This is a genomic window from Undibacterium sp. RuRC25W (assembly GCF_049339825.1).
Lineage (GTDB): Bacteria > Pseudomonadota > Gammaproteobacteria > Burkholderiales > Burkholderiaceae_D > Undibacterium.
Window position 1 is genome coordinate 1 of the sequence record NZ_JBMPPD010000028.1, and the last position, 18,310, is coordinate 18,310.

Here is an 18,310-nt window from a genome sequence, read left to right on the forward strand (position 1 = left end):
GTCAACTTCATCAAACCGAACCGCCGGAGTTCCTGGCTGCTGCTTTCTTCTTACTTCCCGTTTTAGCGGGAGGCGAACTATAGCAAAGTACACCTCAATTAGGCAAGGGAAATTTGAAAATGATTTACATCATTAGATAAACGCTGCGCCGCCACAAACGCACGTTATGCGTGCCTGATGGGGGGCAACCTATTAATAGTGATTAAGAAAAATAGACAGAACTCATCCAATTCATAGTGTCGTGCGAATAGCAATCGCAGACTTGAAGATTAACCACACAAGTCAAACACACGTCATCAAATCCATATACCATGAGTATATAAAGATATATGCGATTCTGCTAACGGTTCTAGTCCGTTTATTTACATTGCTCTATCGCACCATACGTTGTTTTAACTGCTGTTGATGTTTCCTCTCAAAAAGGGTGGTTTATGTCTCTTGCAATCCCGAGTAAGCCCGCTAACAAACGAAGTGAGGCAAGCATCACACCGCCTTCTGTGCAACATGAATTAGAACGTAGTCTCTTAGCGGATAAGGCGTATACCTCCCCCAAATATCTCTATGATGCCGTGGGTTCAGTACTGTTCGATGCAATTTGTGAAATACCAGAATACTATCCAACCCGCACCGAGGCTGGCATCTTTCAGCAATATATGAGTGAAATCGCCCATGCAATTGGCCCTCACAGCACGCTTATTGATCTGGGTGCGGGAAACTGCCGCAAAGCAGCACGGCTGTTTCCGTTGCTACATCCCAATCAATATGTCCCTATCGATATTTCGATTAAGTATCTTGAAGATGCGGTGCAGCGTTTACAGCAGCGATTCCCCTATATAGAAATGACAGCGTTAGGTCTAGATTTTTCGCAGCCGTGGACCTTACCGAATGAGATCTGTAGTGATAAGCGTTTATTTTTCTATCCGGGCTCGTCCATTGGAAATTTTGAACCTAGCCAGGCAAAGACGTTTCTGCATCACTTACGTTCCGAATGCCACAGCGATGGCGGTCTTTTAATCGGTATTGACCTGATTAAAGACCATACCACGCTGGTTCATGCCTACGACGACGCATTAGGCGTGACCGCCGCCTTCAACCTCAACTTACTACGCCACATCAACCAGATACTTGGAGCGGACTTTAACGTACACCAATGGCGTCATCATGCCTTATTCAACACCACGCATTCGCGGATAGAAATGCATCTGGAAGCAAGAACGGCACACACTGTGACGTGGGACAACGCACACAGACATTTTCTGGCAGGTGAGAAGATACATACTGAAAATAGCTACAAATACAGTCTGGAGTCCTTTTTATCTCTGCTCGAGTCAGCTGGCTTCGGGCAGGCACAATATTGGACTGATAGCGAAAATTGGTTTGCTGTGGTTTACGCGAAGGCCTTGTAACGATAACTTGCCGAACAGGATTCAGACTATGCACACCTATCATTTAGCGGAACGTTGGAAGCAGGTCCGGCAGCGCACCATGAGCATCGCCGCCCTTGTCAGTGCGGAAGACGCGTGTGTGCAATCGATGGCGGATGCCAGTCCACTGAAATGGCACCTCGCTCACACCACATGGTTTTTTGAAACCTTTGTTCTCGAGCCCTTTGATAACGAATTTATTCCTTACCACCCTCAATTCAAGGTTCTTTTCAATTCTTACTACAATGACGTTGGTGAAAAACATCCCCGTGCACAGCGGGGATTGCTGACTCGTCCGACTTTGGCTGACATTCTAGACTACCGGCATGCAACGGATCTGCGCGTACAACGCCTATTCACTACGGCTTATACGGAAAAGTTTATTGAAAGAATAGAATTAGGACTACAACACGAACAACAACATCAAGAACTGATGCTAACGGATATCAAGCATCTGTTTTCATGCAATCCCTTACAACCGGCCTTACTGTCCGATTCTCTTACGGTCGAACAAATTGAATTCCGAGACCACTGCCTGAGTAACACGCCACTGGAGTGGCACCGTTTTGATGCGCACTTAGTTGAAATCGGGCACCACGGTAAGGGATTTTGTTTTGATAATGAGAAACCACGCCACAGGCAGTTTATCGAACCCTTTTCGCTGACCTCTCGCCTGATCAATAACGGTGAATATCTGCTCTTCATTCAAGACGGCGGTTATCAGAATCCAACATGGTGGCTGGCGGAGGGGTGGGATTGGTTGCGCCAGCATCAAATCGCGCATCCGCTTTACTGGCATCCAGATCCACAGTGGCAAGAATTCAGTCTTTATGGTTTACAGCCATTAGATATGCACCACAGCGTGAGCCACTTATCGTACTTTGAAGCAGCCGCGTATGCGAGTTGGGCTGGTGCGCGTCTACCCACCGAAGCCGAGTGGGAATGCACCGCACGGCATGATGATCAATTGCATCAGTTATTTGATAGTTGCTGGCAATGGACCAGCAGCAGTTACGCTGCCTATCCGGGGTTTGAAGTTCCGGCCGGTGCGATTGGTGAATACAACGGGAAGTTCATGGTGAACCAGTACGTACTACGCGGCTCCTCCATTTTCACACCGCCACATCACAGCAGAATCACTTACCGGAATTTTTTCCCAAGCCATGCGCGTTGGCAACGAACGGGCATACGACTTGCCCGTTCTGTCAACGACTCAGAGGATTAACGCCGTAGAATCACGCGCTACGTTTTGCAGCAATTGCGTTACCAGCACGACTCACTGCCTTGCGTCCGAGATGCTGCGAGATAAACTGACCTGCGTCGACGACGGCATTGAGGTCAATGCCGGTATGAATACCTAAGCCTTGCATCAGAAACAATACGTCTTCCGTGGAGACATTCCCCGTCGCTCCTTTGGCATAAGGACAACCACCAAGACCAGCAACGCTGGAATGGAAGATCGAAATGCCCACTTCCAGACTCGCGTAAATATTTGCCAGAGCCTGACCATAGGTGTCATGGAAGTGACCAGACAACCCGCCGATCGCAAATTCTTGCGCTGCGCTCTGCATCACCTGTTGCACCTGCCGTGCGGTACCAACACCGATAGTGTCAGCGATATCAATCTCGTCGCAGCCAAGATCGCGCATACGGCGAACGACATCGGTTACGCTACTTACCGGTACGTCCCCCTGATAAGGACAACCGAATGAACAACTGATGCTACCACGCAGGCGTAACTTATGTTGTTTAGCAGCGGCAGCCACGTCACGGAAACGTTCAATCGATTCTTCTATCGAGCAATTGATATTTTTATGTGCAAATGCTTCCGACGCGGAGCTGAATATCACGACTTCATCTGCACCTGCTGCCAGCGCTGCTTCAAAGCCTTTCATATTCGGCGTCAATACTGAATACACCACACCGGCTTTACGCTGAATGCCGGCCATCACTTCTGCAGACGTCGCCATCTGCGGCACCCACTTTGGCGACACAAACGATGCAGCCTCAATATTCTGAAAACCTGCTGCGGTCAGTTGATCCACCAACGCAATTTTGATCTCAGCTGGAATGCTTTCTTTTTCGTTTTGCAAACCATCACGTGGTCCGACTTCGACGATTTTGACTTGTTGTGGTAACGACATATTAATATCCCCTTGATGCATCGACGATGCCGCGAATTGGCAAACCCTGTTCGAGGGTCTGCATTTTTTCTGCAATTTGCGCGACGCTTTCTTTAAACAGACTCATGGCCGCCATGTGTGGCGTGATTTGTATGCGAGACTCTTGCCAGAACGGATGTTCGGCTGGCAAAGGTTCTTGTTGAAATACATCCAGTGTCGCGCCAGCGATGTGACCACTTTGTACCAGACGCAGTAAATCATCCTCATTCACGTGTGCACCTCGTGCCACATTAATGAGATACGCACCTTGCGGTAATTTCTGTAGATTGTCCTGATTCAGTAACCCACGCGTTTCGGCTGTCAAGGGCAAAATACAGACGAGCACTTTGGTCGCCCGCAAAAATCCATCCAGCCCCTCAGCACCGGCATAACTGGTGACGCCATCAATGTGCTTTGGTGTACGACTCCAACCCAGTACCGGAAAATCAAACTGTTTTACCGCATCAACGATACGCTGTCCCAGCACTCCGAGACCAAGCACACCCACCGTGAATTCGTTTTTTTCAAATGGCATCAGAAATTGCCATTGCCCTTGGTCGCGCTGCGCTTCGTATTGATCGAAGCGACGAAAATAACGTAGCAGGGCATGACACACATATTCAGCCATCTGCACACCCATCCCCGCGTCATCCAGACGAACGACAGATACACCCTGAGGGAGTGCATCACCGAGTTGGAGAATCGCATCGGCACCGGCACCTAATAAAAAAATTGCCTTTAAACTCGTGCGACCTGCCAGCATCTCTGCGGGTGGTTTCCAGACGATCGCATAGTCCGCAGCGTCATGGTCGCCTGGTGTCCAGGTACGCACAACATCGTGCATAAAAGCGTTACGCAAGGTGTGCAACCATTCCTGCTCGTGCTGACTATCGGCGTAAAAAAGAATACTGGCCATGTAATGAGTGGTTAAACTGGTTTGTGTGCAAGGTGCGACTGGCGAATGATCTCCAGATACTGCTTCACAACCGTATCCATCCCCATCTCCAGACTTTCCACAATCACAGCGTGGCCGATAGAGACTTCCAAAATGCCTGGGATCGTCAGAAATTGCCCGAGGTTAGTGAGATTTAAGTCATGCCCTGCATTCACCCCTAAACCCGCACTCTGCGCGAGAGCGGCTGCATCGGCAAAGCCCTTGAGAATTTCGTCACCAACAGGTGTGCCTATAAATTCAGCATAAGGTTCGGTGTAGAGTTCAACGCGGTCTGCACCTAATTCTTTCGCCAGAGGAATATCCGTATTATCGAAATCGACAAATAAACTGGTGCGAATGTTTAAGGCTTTGAATTCGTCAATAACGCTACGTAACATCGCGCCATCTTTCTTAAAATCCCAGCCATGATCCGACGTCAATTGATCCGGCGCATCCGGCACCAGCGTGCACTGTGCTGGACGATTACGTTTAACGACGTCAATAAATTCTCTCGACGGATAGCCTTCAACGTTTAATTCTGCACCACGTTGTTGGCATAAAGCACCCAGGCTCTCTACATCCGAGTAACGTGCATGTCGCTGATCCTGGCGTGGATGCAACGTGATCCCTGCAGCCCCCAGATCCAGAAAACGGGCTGCAAACGCATCAACGTCAGGATAGTTGCGTCCGCGCGAATTGCGGAGCAAAGCGATTTTGTTAATATTAATAGAAAGCAAGGTCATTTTGATTCCTTAAAGCACCTATTTTCAGGTGCAATTACTGCGCAAACGCCAATAACTGAGCGCCTTCGGTAACTTGATCACCGACTGCATACAAGACTTCATCAATCACACCATCATGTGGTGCAGAGATGGTGTGTTCCATCTTCATCGCTTCCATAATTAGCAACGCATCACCTTTTTTCACTTCTTGCGCTTTATTGACCAGCACTGCAACGATTTTGCCTGGCATTGGTGCCGTCAGGCGGCCGCCTTCGGCTTCACTCTCACCAGCATGGGCGAGGGCGTCGAGGTAATGTAAATCAGTATGTGCGTCTTGATTGAAGACATGGAAGTGTTCGCCGTCACGTACGACTGTACCAGTCACGGTTTGATCGCCAATCACCAACACAAAATCATGCCCAATTGTTGAGACTAATTTGACTTCAGCAACAACATCGGCGCCACTGATTCTCCAACCGTCCGCCAGATAAGTCACGACAACATCATGCGTGGCTGCTTCTTCAACAAATTGTAATCCACGTTGCATATTGCTGTTCATACGCCAACCGTGACTACTTTGCCATGGATCGCTACCCACTATTTTTTCAGACGTCAACAACGCAACAACCGCCAATGCTAAACGATGGATACCTGCTGGCTTCATCGCAGGAAATAGCTCAGATTGATTGCGCTCGATCAGACCCGTATCCAGATCTGCACTAGAAAATGCGGTACTGTTGATCAGACGTGATAAGAAGGCGATATTCGAATTTAAACCGACGATCTGATATTGCGACAACGCTTGCGCCATGCGTGCTAACGCTTCCTGACGGTCTTTGCCCCAAACGATCATCTTCGCGATCATTGGATCGTAAAACGGTGAAATCGTATCACCTTCACGTACGCCGCTATCGATACGGAACGCCGCCGGATCAGCATTACCTCCCAGTTCAAAATTGACCGCCGCTGGTGTACGTGCATGACGCAGGGTGCCGATCGAAGGCAGAAAGCCTTTTTCTGGATTTTCTGCATACACACGCGCTTCAATGGCGTGGCCATGAATACGCAATTCGGATTGTTGCAACGGCAACGGTTCACCAGCAGCAACACGCAATTGCCATTCAACCAAATCGGTACCCGTGATCATTTCTGTCACAGGATGTTCAACCTGCAAACGGGTATTCATTTCCATGAAATAGAAAGAGCCGTCTTGGTTAGCGATAAACTCGACGGTACCAGCGCCGACATAGCCCACTGCTTTTGCAGCGGCAACGGCCGCGTCACCCATCGCAGCACGACGCTCTGCAGTCATCCCCGGCGCAGGTGCTTCTTCGAGTACTTTTTGATGACGCCGTTGAACGGAGCAATCGCGTTCAAACAAATAAACGCAGTTACCATGGGTATCGGCAAACACCTGGATTTCGATGTGACGTGGACGTTGCAGATATTTTTCTGCCAGTACTTTATCGTCACCAAACGAATTGATCGCTTCGCGTTTGCATGAGGCCAGCGCATCTTTAAAGTCAGCAGATTTTTCAATCACCCGCATCCCTTTACCACCGCCGCCAGCACTGGCTTTCAACAATACCGGATAACCGATACGATCCGCTTCCGTATGCAAAAAATCGGCGTCCTGATTGTCGCCATGGTAGCCAGGTACCAGCGGTACGTTGGCTTTTTCCATTAAGGATTTAGCGGCAGATTTACTGCCCATGGCTTCAATCGCGGAGGCTGGTGGGCCAATAAAGGCGATCCCATTTTTTGCGCAGGCTTTCGCAAATTCACTATTTTCTGATAAAAAACCATAACCCGGATGAATCGCCTGCGCACCCATTGCTAATGCGACTTCGATGATTTTATCGGCGCGCAGATAACTTTCTTTTGCTGCTGCAGGTCCGATCAACACGGCCTCATCACAGACCGCCACGTGTTTCGCGTTGGCGTCGGCTTCGGAATACACAGCAACCGTTTTGATACCCATGCGACGTGCAGTAGCGGCAACCCGGCAGGCGATTTCGCCACGATTGGCGATCAGGATTTTGGTGAACATGTCTCTTCGCTCTTGGTGAATTTTTAGAATAAGTGAATTTTTTGCTTTGCTTTTTATTTCGTTAGCTGCAGCTACCCGCTTTAGCTTCTACTTTGCCACGGGTTTTCAGGCCAAGTTTTTCTAACAATACGCGGTCATCTTGCGCTTCAGGATTTTGTGTCGTCAGTAATTTATCGCCGTAGAAAATCGAATTAGCACCCGCCAAGAAACACATCGCTTGCACTGCTTCACCCATCTGGCGACGGCCAGCGGATAAACGCACACGTGCTTTCGGCATCGTGATACGCGCCACAGCAATCGTACGGACAAATTCTAATGGGTCGAGTGGATCCAGACCGTGCAATGGCGTACCTTCAACTTGCACCAGATGGTTCACGGGGACAGATTCTGGGTACGGATTTAAATTCGCTAATTGCGCAATTAAGCCAGCGCGTTGACGGCGTGATTCACCCATACCAACGATACCGCCACAGCATACTTTGAGACCAGCACTACGTACGTGACCCAAGGTATCGAGACGATCCTGATAATCGCGTGTTGAAATCACATTACTGTAAAACTCTGGCGCCGTATCGAGATTGTGGTTGTAGTAATCGAGACCCGCGTCAGCCAGACGTTGTGCTTGTTCTTCTTTGAGCATACCCAAGGTCGCGCAGGTTTCTAAGCCCATCGCTTTGACTTCGCGCACCATGGTTTCGACTTTTTCCATATCGCGGTCTTTTGGTGAACGCCATGCTGCGCCCATACAGAAACGTGTCGCGCCGTTTTCACGCGCAGCTTTGGCAGCGTCAAGCACTTCACGGACGTCCAGCATTTTTTTCGCTTCGACACCAGTGTCATAGCGTGCTGCTTGCGGACAATAACCGCAGTCTTCTTCGCAGCCGCCAGTTTTAATCGATAACAAGGTCGCCAACTCAACGTCGCCATCAGGGAAGTTAGCACGATGGGCACTTTGTGCCTTGAACATCAGGTCGTTAAATGGTAGATCAAACAATGCCAGCACGTCTTCAACTGGCCACGTTTCTGCTTCTATCTTTTTTACTGGTGCCTGAAACTGTACGGCTTGCGGGATGTCATTGGCTTGCATAAGTCTTCCTTCACTTCAAAATTACGTCTTAATTACTTGAGGATATCGACATTAAGGTATGTCGCTGCAGTCTTCATGTTGTCTGTTGTATTACCGTTAAGGCGTGGTATGTGTCCTAGCATTGGGGCCGCGATACGCTGTTGTATGGCGTCAATGTTATCTTGCAGATACAGCATCTGTGTATCGACTGTATTAGCAATCCAAGCTGCGACGTGCAAGCCGCGAGCGCGTATTGCTTGTGCTGTCAGCAGCGCATGATTGATGCAACCGAGTCGCAATCCCACCACCAGAATCACGGGAAGATTCAGCTGTTGTGCTAAATCTGCAGTGTCTACCTGATCGTTCAGTGGGACACAAAAGCCACCGACACCTTCAACAATAACTGCCTCAGCGGCGCTAGTCAGTTGTTGATAACTCGCCAAAATATGCGGCAAGGATATAGTTACGTTCTCCTGCTTAGCAACGATATGCGGGGCAGCCGGTGTTTGCATTAGATACGGGCAGACCAACGAAGGTGAAGCCTGCACACTCGATGCTGCCATCAGACTATCCACATCCTCGTTATGCCATTGCCCATCGCGTAGTTCTGCGCCAGACGCAATCGGCTTCATGCCAATCGTACTGAGTCCGCGTTGTCCGAACGCTTGTAACAGCGCACTGCTGCTGAAGGTTTTACCTATTTCGGTATCTGTACCAGTGATAAAAAAATCATGGGAGCGAGACGTGTTCATTATGCTACCTCGGCAAAACATTGCGCCACATAACTCATCTGATCAAGGCGATTAATTGCCTGCGTCAACTGATGCACTTGTAACTCAGTATGGGCCGCAGACAAGGTCACCCGCAGACGTGCTGTCCCCAGCGGCACTGTTGGTGGCCGAATCGCGCCTACCCAATATCCCTGCTCTAATAAATTGCCCGCAATATTGAGCATCGCGGCATTTTCCCCGATGACGACAGGCTGCACTGCCGTCACTGAAGGCATCAATTGCCACAGTTGCAGATTCAGGCCATGGCTGAACATGCGGATGAGTTTATTCAGATGCGCGCGGCGTTCCTGACCTTCAGCACCGGAAATAATATCGATACTGGTCAGCAACGCATGGGCCAGCGCAGGCGCGGCGGCGGTGGTGTAGATGTACGCGCGTGCTTTCTGGATTAACCACTCAATGACGGTTTCGTGTGCAGCGACAAACGCACCACCAACACCTGCAGCTTTGCCAAGTGTGCCCATGTACACCAAGTTCGGCGACTTCATATTAAAGTGCTCCAGGACGCCACGTCCGTGTTCACCCAACACTCCAAAGCCATGTGCATCATCGACAATCAGCCATGCATCGTATTTTTCGCACAAAGCAAGTAATGGTGGCAGATCGGCGATATTGCCATCCATACTAAACACGCTGTCAGTCACGACAACACGTTTTTTATGACTACAAACCTTAAGCATCTGCTCCAGCGCCGCATAATCTTTATGCGGAAATACCTGGGTGGCTGCACGTGATAAACGTACGCCGTCAATCAAGGATGCATGATTTAATTCTTCTGAAAAAACGGCGGCATCTTTACCTGCCAAGGCGGTGATGATGGCCTGATTTGCCATATAGCCGGTACAGAAATACAAAGCACGAGCCTGCTCCACATTGGGTGCCATAAACTCTGCCAGACGTTCTTCCAACGCCATGTGCGCGCGGCTATGACCGCTGATCAAGTGCGATGCACCACTACCAGCACCATACAAACTCGCGCCTTTTTGTAAGGCCTGAACGACCAAAGGATGGGTCGCCAGACCAAGATAGTCATTACTACAAAATGCCAGCAAATCCTTACCGTCCGCCTGCAAACTTGCACCTTGCACGCTATCAACCGTGCGACGACGACGGATCAGATGTTGTTGTTCCAGCTCAGCTAATTCATCCTGCAGGGACTGCAACAAAGGCATTCTGGCCGCTGCTACATGCAGGTTACTACTATTGCCGCTCATGCCATTACCTCTTCAAACACGTTCATGGTTTTCTGTGCCAGCGACGTAATTTCTTCTTCGTTCAGAATATACGGCGGCATCAGATACACACTGCGACCAATCGGACGCATTAATAATTCTTGTTCCAAAGCTGCGCTGAAAAAACGTCGCGAGAAGGTACTTGCCTTGGCTGGGTCATCGACCACCGCATCAAAGGCAAAGATCATTCCTTGCTGGCGTACGTGCTTCACACGCGTATCCTCTTTTAATCCGGCAAATGCACTGGCGATCATCTGTGACTTCTGGCGATTCGCCGCAATCACATTATCATCTTCAAAAATCGCTAAGGTCGCCAATGCAGCGCGACACGCCAGCGGATTGCCGGTATATGAGTGAGAGTGCAAAAATCCACGACGCACATCGGCGTCATAAAATGCCTGGTAGACAGCATCGGTCGTCATCACGAGGCTCAATGGCAAATAGCCACCGCTGATTCCTTTCGACAGACACAAAAAATCTGGCCAGATCTGTGCAGACTCACATGCAAAGAACGTCCCAGTACGACCACAACCCACCGCGATTTCATCCGCGATCAGATGGACCTGATACTGGTCACACAATTCACGCAAACGACGCAGATAAATCGGATCATGCATCGCCATACCAGTGGCACATTGCACCAATGGTTCAATAATCACTGCCGCTACCTTGCCTTCACGCTCTTGCAATACGCGCTCCAGATCGGCTGCTGCGCGCAAGGCCACATCGGCCGCTGTTTCACCATCCCGTGCGAGACGGGCATCAGGTGAAGCGACGACGTGCGCACGTTGCAACATCGGGCCATAGGCTTCGCGGAACAAGCTGACATCCGTCACTGCTAAGGCACCAACGGTTTCACCGTGATAGCTGCCCTGAATACAGATAAATTCTTGCTTATCAGTCTGACCACCATTACGCCACGCGTGAAAACTCATTTTTAATGCGATTTCAACGGCAGAGGCACCATCCGATGCGTAAAAGCTGTGGCCTAAAGCGTTACCCGTCAGTGCCGAGAGCTTTTCAGACAATTCAATCACTGGCGCGTGGGTAAATCCCGCGAGCATCGCATGTTCGAGTTTATCTAACTGATCTTTCAGTGCAGCATTAATGCGCGGATTGGCGTGACCGAACAAGTTCACCCACCAGGAGCTGATCGCATCCAGATAGCGCTTTCCATCCATGTCATACAGCCAGATACCGCGTCCATGGCTGACCGGAATCAGCGGTACGGTTTCATGATGCTGCATCTGGGTGCACGGGTGCCAGACGTGCTGCAAGCTGCGTGCGACCCAGTTATTTTGTGTTTCCAAAATGACTCCAGACTACAAGGCAAACCAGCTTCATGCATAAAAAACAATAGTGAAGACTGGTCTGGTTAAAGAAGACGCGTATTTTATGCGACTTTTCCTGTGACATCGGATTTCATGGCCGATTACATCATTAATTCAGGGTTTTCTCTTGATGAAGGTGCAGACTATGAACAAATTGATAAATCATTACTGCAAAGCATCACACTACCCAAGATGGCTTGCGCTTCTCTAAAAAAGAACGTACCCCTTCACGACCTTCATCGGAGGCGCGGATATGCGCAATGCCCTCTACCGTCGCAGCAACCAACTCCGGTGTCACCTCACGGCTAGCAACATCTTGTACCAGTTTTTTTGCTTGTCTCACTGCGTTTGGACTGTTGGTTACCAAGGCCTTAACGATCTCTGCGACTTTGCTATCGAGCGCGTCAGCAGCAACGACCTCATGGACAAAACCAATCCGCTGCGCTTCTGATGCAGAAAACCGTTCTGCCGTAATAAAGTAGCGACGCGCTGCACTCTCACCCATGGCTTTAATCACATACGGTGAGATCGTGGCTGGGATCAAACCCAATTTAACTTCACTCAGACAATAATTCGCGCTATCGACACTGATAGCGATATCACACGCCGCCACCAGACCCATGCCACCGGCGTAACAATCACCTTGCACTTTAGCCACCACGGGCTTACTGCAGTGATAAATCGCGGCTAACATCGCTGCGAGCTGGCCCGCATCCACCAGATTTTCGGCATGCGTGTAATCGGCCATTTTTTTCATCCAGTTCAGGTCGGCACCGGCACAAAACGCCAGACCATTCGCCGCTAACACCACCGCCCGTACCCTTGGTTCTGTATCGAGTTGACGAAATACCTGAGTGATTTCTGCAATGGTAGCTTCGTTGAAGGCATTGCGCACATCGGGACGGTTCAGAGTGACGGTAGCAACCGACTGTTGAATAGCGATACTGAGCGTTTCCATACTGCACTTCCTTACAATGAGTTAGTCATCATTTTTGTCTTCAGATGACACGTTTTATCACTTGGCATTTCCATTCGTAGCAAGAAAGTAGCTACGAGGCCTTATCTGTTTGAGCACTGATGGTCGGTTTCTTCCAGACCACCCTATCATCTACGGCATAAGGAGCACATTCTTGTTGAGCGCGCTTTTTACACAGCGCGAGTGCTTTTTCAAGCGCATCAGTTGTTCCACCGAAATAAGCGCCAAACTCGCCCGAGGCATCGACAACAAAAGCACGTGGAATATCGCTCTCAAGAAACTTCACATACTTGTCGCGCAATTCTGCGTTCTTCACCGGTACGCTTGCCAGTTCATTAATCTTCGCAAAACCGGTTTCCTCGGTATTGCCTGGTGTCTGCGGAATAAGAACACCTTGTCGCTGCAAAAAGTTATCAACAATCGGACGCCATGTCGAAAATGCCCGCGAGAAAAAGTAATGCCCGTTATCACCAAATGCAGGCATTGCCTGATATTCGGCAAGTTGACTCACGGACGATTGCTTCTGATATTCAGCAAACCATTGTTTAGGATAGGTAGGACCAAAATATTTATCGTTCTCTGTATAAATCCATAAGCTTGGAACTCGCGCCGTTTTACCGTACACCCCGAACATCCCTTTGAGTAAATCAGGACGACATGGCTCATAGGGTTGCGTGTCTGGATTTCCCCCACCACCACCTGCAAAATTAATCGCAGCAATCAATCCTGGAGGATTTTTAGCTGCGACCGTCATCGCTGTAGCGCCACCATAAGATTGCCCGAGTACGACGATGCGTGTTGGGTCGACATAGCTTTGCTGTTTTGCATACGCGATGACGGTGAGCGTTGCGGTCGCTGCAGCTTCATAGGCGGGTACATACATTTTTCCAGAACAAGTGCCTGAATATTCCGGATCAGGGTCGATCCCAGAATCGCCATAGCCGATACGAGTCGGCACCCACACAGCAAAGCCGCGGTTGACAAAATATCTTGATACTTGCAAAAAACGCTCGCGACCTGGCTTGGAGCGGTCTTTATAACTACGCCCATGCAGCAACACCACAATCGGGAATGGTCCGTCGCCGTTCGGCTTGAATTGCGTCACAACCATATCCTTACTGACTTCCTGATTGAATATGGTCTTCACGGTCGTAGGGATTTTAATGACCGACTCGTTTAACGTCGCAGAGAGTTGGTCCTCAGCATAAACAAGTTTCGAACCCATACCCAATAATAAGCTTAGCAGCGCGGTGTATTTCATATCGCTTACATCCTGAACACACCAAATTTCACGTCAGGAATTGGTGCATTCAACGCTGAAGATAAACCAAGTCCAAGCACCATGCGCGTGTCAGCCGGATCAATCACACCATCATCCCACAAGCGTGCGGAAGCGTAATACGGATGCCCCTGATGTTCGTATTGTTCTTTAATGGGTTGTTTAAATGCCGCTTCTTCTTCCGCACTCCAGCTGCCGCCTTTGCCTTCAATACCGTCACGTTTTACGGTTGCCAATACGCTGGCTGCTTGCTCGCCACCCATCACCGAGATACGAGCATTTGGCCACATCCACATAAAGCGTGGCGAATACGCACGACCACACATGCCGTAGTTACCCGCACCGAAGCTACCACCAATAATGACCGTCAACTTAGGGACGTTGGCCGTGGCAACGGCCGTTACCATCTTGGCGCCATTACGGGCAATGCCTTCGTTTTCGTATTTACGACCGACCATAAAGCCAGTGATATTCTGCAAAAATATCAGCGGAATTTTGCGTTGGCAGCACAGCTCAATAAAGTGCGCACCTTTTAATGCTGACTCTGAAAACAGAATGCCATTATTGGCGATAATACCGACTGGCATGCCGTAAATATGGGCAAAGCCACAGACCAACGTCGTACCGTAGCGCGCTTTGAATTCATCAAAATGACTCCCGTCAACCACGCGGGCGATCACTTCACGCACATCAAACGGTTTGCGCGTATCGACTGGAATTACACCATACAATTCGCTTGCCGGAAATTTTGGTTCTTCCACGTCTTTCATCACCACGGTTTGTGGTTTCTGACGGTTCAGATTGGATACGATGGTTCTTGCCAGAGACAACGCATGTGTGTCGTTCTGTGCGAGATGATCAACCACACCAGATAAACGGGTATGCACATCACCACCACCCAAATCTTCTGCTGTGACCACTTCGCCCGTTGCCGCTTTCACTAACGGTGGGCCACCCAAGAAAATCGTTCCCTGATTTTTAACGATAATCGATTCATCACTCATTGCAGGCACATACGCACCACCGGCAGTACAAGACCCCATGACGACCGCAATTTGTGGAATACCTTTTGCAGACATGTTTGCCTGGTTATAAAAGATACGGCCAAAGTGATCCCGATCTGGGAACACGTCATCCTGATTTGGTAAGTTTGCACCGCCACTGTCGACCAAATAAATACACGGCAAATTATTTTGCTCGGCGATTTCTTGTGCGCGTAAATGCTTTTTAACAGTCATCGGATAATACGTACCACCTTTGACTGTCGCATCATTACAAACGATCACACATTCCTGACCAGCAACACGGCCAATACCCGTAATGACACCCGCAGATGGTGCGGCATTGTCATACATGTCATACGCAGCCAGCTGTGAAAATTCCATGAACGGCGTACCCGCATCCAACAACATCTGTACCCGATCACGCGGCAACAGCTTCCCACGCGCGAGATGTTTTTTTCGTGCATCGTCTCCGCCACCCAGCGCGATCTTTTCAATCTTCGCTTTGAGGTCATCCACCACCAACTGCATCGCAGCGGCATTGGCTTTGAAATCTTCGGAGCGAGGATTCAGTTTGGAATCTAAAGTTGTCATATGATATTTATCCAAAAATCTGTTTTGTTATTGCTGACTGTTTTTCTCACCGTCTTACTCACTGATATCGCCGTTCACATAGACCCATTGACCGTCATAGCGAACAAAGCGACTGACTTCATGTAATTTGTGTGCCCTGCCGCCGATCTTGTACCGTGCCACAAACTCAACGGTTGCCGTGTCACCATCCGCGCTATGTGCCTTCACTTCCAGACCCAGCCATTTGGTGGGGTCATCGTGGGCAATACACTCCTGCGGGCAAGTTCTTTCATCCCATGTTGCGCGCAGATACGCTTCATCGTTGCGGGTGTAAGCGGTATAGCGTGAACGCATCAGTGCTTCTGCCGTTGGTGCCACCGCTGTACCGCTCATATAGGGGGCACAGCAGTCCTTCAAGGGTTTTCCTGAACCACAAGGGCAGGCATCACTATCATGCTGCATGCCCTTTTTTTTGCTGTCATTACTGCCTTTGCTACTTTTGCTTTGCATACTTACTTTTTACTTTCTTTCACTGCGACTGGTGCACCGGCAGCTTTCCATGCACCAAAACCACCTTCGATATGTGCCACGTTCTCGAGACCCATATCCTGTACGGTTTTAGTGGTGAGTGCGCTACGCCAGCCGGCGGCACAAAATAAAATAAATTCTTTAGACTCACCAAACACCGGTTTGAAATACGGCGAATCAGGATCCACCCAAAATTCGATCATTCCACGTGGCGCATGAAATGCACCAGGGACAATCCCTTCGCGTTCTAATTCACGGATATCGCGCACATCAACAAACTGCACCTGTGGGTCAGACAGTTTGGCCTGTGCTTGCGCCACACTGTAGGTTTTGATTTGTGCCGTCGCTTCATCAACTAATTGCTTGTAGCCTTTTTTCATTTTGTGCTCCTGTCAGTGAATCAATAAATCAAAATCCGCCAGTGGCTAACCACTTTTCGACTTGTGGCAGACGATCATTACCCCAGAAGGATTCACCATCCACAATAATCCACGGTGCGCCAAATACACCTTGCGCGACGGCATTGTCACCCGCTTGTTTCAGGCGTTCTTTGCGGTCGGCATCGTTACAGGCAGCAGCGACTTGTGATCCATCTAATCCCAAACCATCCACAAAACTAGCCAACCACGTCAAATCATTGATCGCCGCTGGGCCGGAGAAATAAGCTTTGGTCACACCGCGCACATAATCACCGACGTGTTCAGGTGCAGTGTCTTGTATCCACAGGCAAACACGGGCGGTATTGTGTGTGCCAATCGGAAACACCTCAGGCAAAACAAAGGGTACACCTGCATAACGCGCTGAACGTTCAAAATCATGTTTATAGTAGTTCGTCATGATCGGTGGCCGCATGGTCAGCGGTCCTGAACCTGTCGTTTTAAACACAGCGCCAAGCAAGATCGGTTTCCACTCAACAGTACGGCCATATTTTGCGGCAAGCGCCTCAATGGATTGACTTGCGATATATCCATACGGTGAAACAAAATCAAACCAAAATTCAATTGCCTTGCTCATTGCTGTCTCCTGATATTGACTACTTTTATAATGAACTTGCACCGACCATGAACCTTCACTGAACTACCCTACTTACCATGCTGATTTATCCTGCGGCGAGCGCACGACCAATCAGAATTTTCTGAATTTCAGACGTTCCTTCGTAGATCTGACAGACGCGAACATCGCGATAAATGCGCTCGACAGGGAAATCACTCACGTAGCCATAACCACCATGAATCTGGATCGCATCGGAGCAGACTTTTTCCGCCATTTCGGAGGCAAATAATTTCGCCATGGCCGCTTCTTTAAGACACGGTTTTCCTGCGTCTTTCATGCTGGCTGCATGCCAGATCAACTGACGCGCAGCTTCAATTTGCGTTGCCATATCTGCCAACTTAAATTGCACTGCCTGATGTTCATAAATCGATTTACCAAAGCTGCTGCGGTCTTTTGCATAAGCGAGCGCCGCTTCAAAAGCAGCACGTGCCATACCAACCGATTGCGAAGCAATCCCAATACGCCCGCCCTCTAAACCGGACAAGGCAATCTTGTATCCCATGCCTTCTTCACCGATCAGATTCTCGGCAGGAATGCGACAGTTTTCAAATAAAATCTGTGCGGTATCAGACGAGTGCTGACCCATTTTATGTTCGAGTCCGGCGACGATGTAACCCGGTGTTTTGGTGGAGACCCAGAATGCACTAATCCCTTTTTTACCAGCGGCTTTATCAGTCACCGCCATCACAATCGCGACGTCAGCATGCTTACCGCTGGTAATAAATTGTTTAACGCCGTTCAAGACGTAATCGTTGCCTTCGCGACGTGCGGTTGTTTTCAGGTCTGAGGCATCGCTACCAGCATGCGGCTCGGTGAGGCAAAATGCACCCAACATTTCGCCGCGCGCCAATGGGGTCAGCCATTGTTTTTTCTGTGACTCATTGGCGTACATCATGGCAATACTGCATACTGGACAATTGTTGACCGATACCACCGTAGAAGTACCACCATCACCCGCTGCAATTTCTTCTAACACCAGCGCCAGCGACAGATAATCCATACCCGCACCGCCATATTCCTCAGGTACAGCAACACCATATGCACCCATTTGCGCCAGCTCTTTCAATTCTTCGGCCGGAAAATGATGTTCTTTATCCCAACGCGCTGCGTTCGGTACTAAACGTTCTTGGGCAAAGCTGCGCATTGCATCGCGTATCATTTCGTGTTCTGGTGTGAGTAACATAGGTG

At 49.4% G+C, this 18,310-nt stretch carries 17 protein-coding genes; 2 read left to right on the forward strand and 15 right to left on the reverse strand.

Going from position 1 to position 18,310, the window contains the following annotated elements; all coding sequences use genetic code 11:
- The first annotated feature begins 431 nt into the window (after positions 1-431).
- Together egtD and egtB are read left to right on the forward strand one after the other, a co-directional pair.
- Positions 432-1,406, forward strand: a complete 975-nt coding sequence (gene egtD, locus ACO0KV_RS13170) for an L-histidine N(alpha)-methyltransferase (RefSeq protein ID WP_423042992.1) — start codon at positions 432-434, stop codon at positions 1,404-1,406.
- Positions 1,407-1,434: 28 nt separating this feature from the next.
- Positions 1,435-2,649: an ergothioneine biosynthesis protein EgtB gene (gene egtB, locus ACO0KV_RS13175; RefSeq protein ID WP_423042993.1), complete on the forward strand. Its 1,215-nt coding sequence runs from the start codon at positions 1,435-1,437 to the stop codon at positions 2,647-2,649.
- Positions 2,650-2,659: 10 nt separating this feature from the next.
- On the opposite strand, the gene ACO0KV_RS13180 is transcribed toward egtB, so the two are convergent.
- The 15 genes from ACO0KV_RS13180 to ACO0KV_RS13250 all read right to left on the reverse strand — a co-directional run bounded on the left by ACO0KV_RS13180 (position 2,660) and on the right by ACO0KV_RS13250 (position 18,305).
- Positions 2,660-3,568, reverse strand: coding sequence for a hydroxymethylglutaryl-CoA lyase (locus ACO0KV_RS13180; RefSeq protein ID WP_423042994.1), 909 nt, complete (start codon positions 3,566-3,568; stop codon positions 2,660-2,662).
- 1 nt (position 3,569) lies between these two features.
- Complete coding sequence (locus tag ACO0KV_RS13185) at positions 3,570-4,502, reverse strand: 2-hydroxyacid dehydrogenase (protein WP_423042995.1); 933 nt, start codon at positions 4,500-4,502, stop codon at positions 3,570-3,572.
- Between the two features lie 11 nt (positions 4,503-4,513).
- Positions 4,514-5,263: a pyridoxine 5'-phosphate synthase gene (locus ACO0KV_RS13190; RefSeq protein WP_423042996.1), complete on the reverse strand. Its 750-nt coding sequence runs from the start codon at positions 5,261-5,263 to the stop codon at positions 4,514-4,516.
- Between the two features lie 34 nt (positions 5,264-5,297).
- Positions 5,298-7,292 (reverse strand): acetyl/propionyl/methylcrotonyl-CoA carboxylase subunit alpha, encoded by a 1,995-nt coding sequence (locus tag ACO0KV_RS13195; protein WP_423042997.1) that lies wholly within the window; start codon positions 7,290-7,292, stop codon positions 5,298-5,300.
- Between the two features lie 61 nt (positions 7,293-7,353).
- Complete coding sequence (bioB, locus tag ACO0KV_RS13200) at positions 7,354-8,379, reverse strand: biotin synthase BioB (RefSeq protein WP_423042998.1); 1,026 nt, start codon at positions 8,377-8,379, stop codon at positions 7,354-7,356.
- 32 nt (positions 8,380-8,411) lie between these two features.
- The gene (bioD, locus tag ACO0KV_RS13205; protein WP_423042999.1) at positions 8,412-9,110 is read right to left on the reverse strand and encodes a dethiobiotin synthase; all 699 of its coding nucleotides are present in this window, start codon (positions 9,108-9,110) and stop codon (positions 8,412-8,414) included.
- Complete coding sequence (bioF, locus tag ACO0KV_RS13210) at positions 9,110-10,321, reverse strand: 8-amino-7-oxononanoate synthase (protein WP_423043040.1); 1,212 nt, start codon at positions 10,319-10,321, stop codon at positions 9,110-9,112. Before bioF ends, bioD begins: the two co-directional genes overlap by 1 nt.
- A gap of 38 nt (positions 10,322-10,359) precedes the next feature.
- Entirely contained in the window at positions 10,360-11,691 is a 1,332-nt protein-coding gene (gene bioA, locus ACO0KV_RS13215; protein WP_423043000.1) for an adenosylmethionine--8-amino-7-oxononanoate transaminase, read from the reverse strand.
- A 199-nt stretch (positions 11,692-11,890) separates the two neighbouring features.
- Entirely contained in the window at positions 11,891-12,670 is a 780-nt protein-coding gene (locus tag ACO0KV_RS13220) for an enoyl-CoA hydratase/isomerase family protein (protein ID WP_423043001.1), read from the reverse strand.
- Positions 12,671-12,761: 91 nt separating this feature from the next.
- Positions 12,762-13,949 (reverse strand): dienelactone hydrolase family protein, encoded by a 1,188-nt coding sequence (locus ACO0KV_RS13225; RefSeq protein ID WP_423043002.1) that lies wholly within the window; start codon positions 13,947-13,949, stop codon positions 12,762-12,764.
- Positions 13,950-13,954: 5 nt separating this feature from the next.
- A complete protein-coding gene (locus ACO0KV_RS13230; protein WP_423043003.1) occupies positions 13,955-15,562 on the reverse strand; it encodes a carboxyl transferase domain-containing protein in 1,608 nt (535 codons plus the stop codon).
- Between the two features lie 54 nt (positions 15,563-15,616).
- Positions 15,617-16,003 carry a YchJ family protein gene (locus tag ACO0KV_RS13235; protein WP_423043041.1) on the reverse strand — a complete coding sequence of 129 codons (387 nt, stop codon included), beginning with the start codon at positions 16,001-16,003 and terminating at the stop codon, positions 15,617-15,619.
- 50 nt (positions 16,004-16,053) lie between these two features.
- Positions 16,054-16,449, reverse strand: a complete 396-nt coding sequence (locus ACO0KV_RS13240) for a rhodanese-like domain-containing protein (protein ID WP_423043004.1) — start codon at positions 16,447-16,449, stop codon at positions 16,054-16,056.
- A 28-nt stretch (positions 16,450-16,477) separates the two neighbouring features.
- Entirely contained in the window at positions 16,478-17,083 is a 606-nt protein-coding gene (locus tag ACO0KV_RS13245; protein WP_423043005.1) for a 2-hydroxychromene-2-carboxylate isomerase, read from the reverse strand.
- Between the two features lie 85 nt (positions 17,084-17,168).
- Positions 17,169-18,305, reverse strand: a complete 1,137-nt coding sequence (locus ACO0KV_RS13250) for an acyl-CoA dehydrogenase family protein (RefSeq protein WP_423043006.1) — start codon at positions 18,303-18,305, stop codon at positions 17,169-17,171.
- Between the last annotated feature and the right edge of the window lie 5 nt (positions 18,306-18,310).

Bases quoted from the DNA above. Each gene is read 5' to 3' on its own strand.
- bioD (WP_423042999.1), bottom strand. From the start codon at position 9,110: ATGAACACGTCTCGCTCCCATGATTTTTTTATCACTGGTACAGATACC.
- ACO0KV_RS13190 (WP_423042996.1), bottom strand. From the start codon at position 5,263: ATGACCTTGCTTTCTATTAATATTAACAAAATCGCTTTGCTCCGCAAT.
- ACO0KV_RS13240 (WP_423043004.1), bottom strand. From the start codon at position 16,449: ATGAAAAAAGGCTACAAGCAATTAGTTGATGAAGCGACGGCACAAATC.
- ACO0KV_RS13245 (WP_423043005.1), bottom strand. From the start codon at position 17,083: ATGAGCAAGGCAATTGAATTTTGGTTTGATTTTGTTTCACCGTATGGA.
- ACO0KV_RS13180 (WP_423042994.1), bottom strand. From the start codon at position 3,568: ATGTCGTTACCACAACAAGTCAAAATCGTCGAAGTCGGACCACGTGAT.
- ACO0KV_RS13185 (WP_423042995.1), bottom strand. From the start codon at position 4,502: ATGGCCAGTATTCTTTTTTACGCCGATAGTCAGCACGAGCAGGAATGG.
- bioF (WP_423043040.1), bottom strand. From the start codon at position 10,321: ATGCCTTTGTTGCAGTCCCTGCAGGATGAATTAGCTGAGCTGGAACAA.
- ACO0KV_RS13230 (WP_423043003.1), bottom strand. From the start codon at position 15,562: ATGACAACTTTAGATTCCAAACTGAATCCTCGCTCCGAAGATTTCAAA.
- ACO0KV_RS13225 (WP_423043002.1), bottom strand. From the start codon at position 13,949: ATGAAATACACCGCGCTGCTAAGCTTATTATTGGGTATGGGTTCGAAA.
- ACO0KV_RS13220 (WP_423043001.1), bottom strand. From the start codon at position 12,670: ATGGAAACGCTCAGTATCGCTATTCAACAGTCGGTTGCTACCGTCACT.
- ACO0KV_RS13235 (WP_423043041.1), bottom strand. From the start codon at position 16,003: ATGCAGCATGATAGTGATGCCTGCCCTTGTGGTTCAGGAAAACCCTTG.
- egtD (WP_423042992.1), top strand. From the start codon at position 432: ATGTCTCTTGCAATCCCGAGTAAGCCCGCTAACAAACGAAGTGAGGCA.
- ACO0KV_RS13250 (WP_423043006.1), bottom strand. From the start codon at position 18,305: ATGTTACTCACACCAGAACACGAAATGATACGCGATGCAATGCGCAGC.
- ACO0KV_RS13195 (WP_423042997.1), bottom strand. From the start codon at position 7,292: ATGTTCACCAAAATCCTGATCGCCAATCGTGGCGAAATCGCCTGCCGG.
- bioB (WP_423042998.1), bottom strand. From the start codon at position 8,379: ATGCAAGCCAATGACATCCCGCAAGCCGTACAGTTTCAGGCACCAGTA.
- egtB (WP_423042993.1), top strand. From the start codon at position 1,435: ATGCACACCTATCATTTAGCGGAACGTTGGAAGCAGGTCCGGCAGCGC.